Source organism: Burkholderia sp. BC1 (assembly GCF_052683555.1).
In genome coordinates, this window is record NZ_JBQYLP010000144.1 from 1 (window position 1) to 3,862 (window position 3,862).

Here is a 3,862-nt window from a genome sequence, read left to right on the forward strand (position 1 = left end):
CCCTTATTTTAAGAGAGTCCTCGTGTCCTCAGATACGTGGGGCCACTCCAAGAAGCTTGTTCAGCCAAACGATACAGAACGTCACGCATCAACCGCTCCATTTGCGGATGAAGATATAGCTCCGGCTCTTCGATCAGCAGGATGTTGGCTCTTACCGGTGCGAGGGCCGCACCAGGTACAACCTGCGCCTGCGCATCGGCCAGTGATTGCAGCAAGGTAATGACCAATGTCCTCTGAAGGCCGTGTCCTTGGTGTCCAACGTCAGTATCGATGCCTGCTTCCACGTCACGGATGACCAGAGACGTTGATGGCAGCACCATCGATCGAATCTCCGGCGCTTCCGTACGAATCAGCGCCTGGCCTCCTACTACTTCGTTAAGGCTCCGGTTGATCCGGTCCTGAAGGTCCCGAACCTCCTGGGCTTGGCGTTGAGGATTGGCCTCGTCAGGGCGGAACAAGGCCAGCACCTCGTCCAACGCCTCTTGCAACCGAACCATTTCCGGGCGCTGTGCCAAGCTTCGCTCGACAATGAGATTCACCAACTTGCCGTAGGTCGACGCATCCTTCGCGTTGGTCTCGTCGCTAGCTTCTTGCACCGCCCGTACCAATATGGGGCGTGGCAGGATGGAGTTGGCGTTGCTTTTCCAATTTCCGCCGCCACCTGGGTTAGGCACCCAATTGGGCGCCCCGAAAGCCACGAGGTCAGGCCGTTGCCGTCGCACCGCCTCGCGCAGGGTCTCTCTCGCAGCGTTCGTAGGGCGAACTCCGCGATTTGGCAGCGCCGCAATGAGCGGCTGATATTCCTCTGGAAATGCATTCCAAGTCGCGTCAGCCTCTGGCCAGCCTTCAAATCGCTCCGCGCCGGAGAAGGAATACAGCGCCTCTTTCCACCCACCCGATTCGCCGTCCTCGCCGGGCTCGAACCAGTAGCGCTTCTTCAAGACCCAGCGGTCGCCGTTCATGCGACCACGAACTGCTACCTGAGTTGCCTCTTCGTCGCTGAGACCGTCGAAATGTCCAATGAGCTCGATCGCGTTCGCCACATCGGTCAGATGTCGCCGGAACAACGATGGGTCTTTAATAGCGCTGCCGCTCAGGAAAGCAGCAATGGCCGACAGGATGGTTGACTTGCCGGCGTTGTTTTCACCGATTAGCACCAGCAAGTCCTCCCACTCCAAGCTGGCATACTCGACGCACTTGAAATTTCTGACCTCGAAGCGACACAGGCGCATGCGATTTCTCCCCGATATCAAACTGTCTTGAACACTGGCTCCTCAGTACATCAGCTTCATTTGTCTCGTTCGATGACGTCGTAGTACGACTAGTCATCGCCAATCTTACGTCAACAACCAGATAGCCGCGACTGACTACTTGCCGAACCTTGCGGTCGACCGATATGGTCGGCCATATATCACAATAGGATCAGCCTTAGTTTCGATACAGCAACGTGGCGTCATCAATAGCCAACGGCATCAGGAACTGCTTGGTCGGCTATTTCGAAACTTATTATGGGGTGGATCTCCCGAATGCTCGTCCTCCTTGCAACGTCCTGGCCCTGCGCAACCGGAACGAAGTGAAGCCGTTGTTCCTGCCATCAGATCACGAGTGCAGCTTCACTTGCTTGGCACGAAACAGTGGCTGCATCGACTGGAAATTATCGACATGCGCACCCAATGCCGTGACGCTCCTTGCGGAGTCAGATAAAACCCAACGCATACCGTATCTGACGCAATGGAACGCGTCGCCGGTCGACCCTGCCACTGCCCGGCCTCATTTCAACGGCGTGTTGGCAGTCTATTCGCTCCTCTACCGCGGCTAGACCTTCGGATAATCCAGATTCTGTAGCCGCTGACATACGCCAGCACTGGTACAGACAGCGTGCACTCTCAATCTCCTCGGGGACGCTCGCCACAGGAGAAATGTGCGAGAAAGCCGAACCACATCGACACCGCACCATGCTCGGCCGCGTCACCATGATCGGCTTCTCGCACTGTGGACAAACGTCAAGCAGTTGAACAGCATGCACGGGACATGCCGTCATCCAGGTAAGACGATGGGCGGCAGCATTATTCCGCCGTCGAGCAGGCACATCGGACAGATTCGCTCGCGCGCTCGAACAAGCAAGTGCCGGGCCTCAATCACGTGACGCCCCACCGCGTAACTGAAGGCGGCCCCTCGTGCTCGCCCACCGACTTCGACCGGGCACATCGATCTCATGGTCGATTGCCCGATCCGGCAAACACGCGACAGCTCTGCAATCTCGGCGGAAACCAACGGACCGAACGCAACGCAACCGGCGTCGCGCAGCAACGCCCCAACACTTCTCAGACCGTTGGCGTCCACCAGACGCATGAGCACCGACGACAACGACTCGTCGGGATAGGGTTCGACGCGAAGCGCAAGCGGCAGCCGTAACATCGCATTCGCTGGCCTTGCGGAGCACGACATCCAACTTCGATTTTCCATATCGAACTCCAGATCGATGCGGTGCTCGTTCCTAGCGGTAGGCGCCTGTCTGCATGCTCAGCAGCGTCCGGGCCACCAGTTCCTCTCCGTCGGTGGTATCGAGATACGTAACTGGCTTCTTCCACCCGAGTGACGGCACCTCTTCGTGTAGCCACGTACACAACCACTTTTCCGCATCAAATCCCTCCGACTCGCCTGACTCGTCGACCATTTTCTGCACAAGTTTGACGAGCCTGTTCCAGATCGCTTCAGGCACGCGCTCGACCATACATTCGGATCGCCATGTGCCGCAACGACACGTTTTCATGATGTCCACCTCGCCCAGATTCGAAGTCCCACGTCGGAACCCGTGGCGATCCGATTTGAATCGGATCGCCACGGGTCATCGACAACACCGCGTCACACGGCCTGCACCACTGGACCGCCGATTGCGTCGACCAATGCGCGATGAAGGAACGCGAATGGCGGCTCCGGCAACTCCGTGAACAAACGCAAGGAAATGTGCTCAACGCTTCGGACCGAACTCAGGATCGAACCCGACCGAGGTCGGTATTGCCGTTTTGCGTTTACCAGTTCCGCGAATCCCCGGGGCCAGTCCGACATGATCTGTCCGATTTTCTGCATGCGCGGCACAAGTTCATGAATAGCCTTCGAGCGCAGCCCCTTGTCTGTCGACCCGATCGTTGCACCACTGACGCGATAGAGAAACGAAAGCACGCGCAGCAACTCCCCAAGGTCAAGCGCCGCGAAACCGGAAGGGACGCCTGGCGGACAGTCCGGCACGTCATGTTCAAAGCTCATGCGCCAGCGCCGATCGATGAGCCTAGTGATCATCAATTCGTCCGGCGTCGCGAGTTGACACGCGGCTGACCCGAGATCCGTCCCACACTGACAACGCGCCAGACCCGGTCGCATGGACGACACATCACGTCGACAGCCCGGACAGCGATCGAGGAGTTGGACGCCGTGGACAGCGCAGCACGTCGCGAATACGTAAGCATTCACACCCAGCACATGTCGGTGCTCGGCGATACACATCGGGCATACGCGCTCATTGGCGCCGACCAGAATTGCATCGGGCTCAACCCAGTGACCGTACAAGCTGATCTTCGGGTGCTTCACCCCGTTACAGTCCATCGCGCCTATGTTCATCGGTGTCATCGCACGGAGCAGTTTCGGGGAAAGCCGGCAAACACGGGCAACCGCATCGACCTCCGAGGCAAAGCGCGGCCGAGCAGCAGCCACGCCGGCGCGGCGCAGGACCATCCCTGGTCCACTCAACCCGTTGACCTCGGCAACGCGATGCAGCAACGACGAAAGCGACTCTCCGCGATGCGGAGCAACGCTGGAGTTGCCCCTGTAACTCAGGACACGCGGACACCGTTAGGTTGATGAC

Annotated in this window: 4 protein-coding genes; all 4 read right to left on the reverse strand. The window is 58.5% G+C overall.

Annotation, left to right across the window (positions count from 1 at the left end):
- Positions 1-8 precede the first annotated feature (8 nt).
- Complete coding sequence (locus ACSHSS_RS29795) at positions 9-1,232, reverse strand: AAA family ATPase (RefSeq protein ID WP_445545941.1); 1,224 nt, start codon at positions 1,230-1,232, stop codon at positions 9-11.
- Between the two features lie 805 nt (positions 1,233-2,037).
- Complete coding sequence (locus ACSHSS_RS29800; RefSeq protein WP_310676765.1) at positions 2,038-2,466, reverse strand: TniQ family protein; 429 nt, start codon at positions 2,464-2,466, stop codon at positions 2,038-2,040.
- A 31-nt stretch (positions 2,467-2,497) separates the two neighbouring features.
- On the reverse strand, positions 2,498-2,734 hold the full coding sequence (locus ACSHSS_RS29805; protein WP_261533264.1) for an MbcA/ParS/Xre antitoxin family protein: 237 nt from the start codon (positions 2,732-2,734) through the stop codon (positions 2,498-2,500).
- A gap of 131 nt (positions 2,735-2,865) precedes the next feature.
- A complete protein-coding gene (locus ACSHSS_RS29810) occupies positions 2,866-3,834 on the reverse strand; it encodes a TniQ family protein (RefSeq protein WP_445545942.1) in 969 nt (322 codons plus the stop codon).
- Positions 3,835-3,862 lie beyond the last annotated feature (28 nt).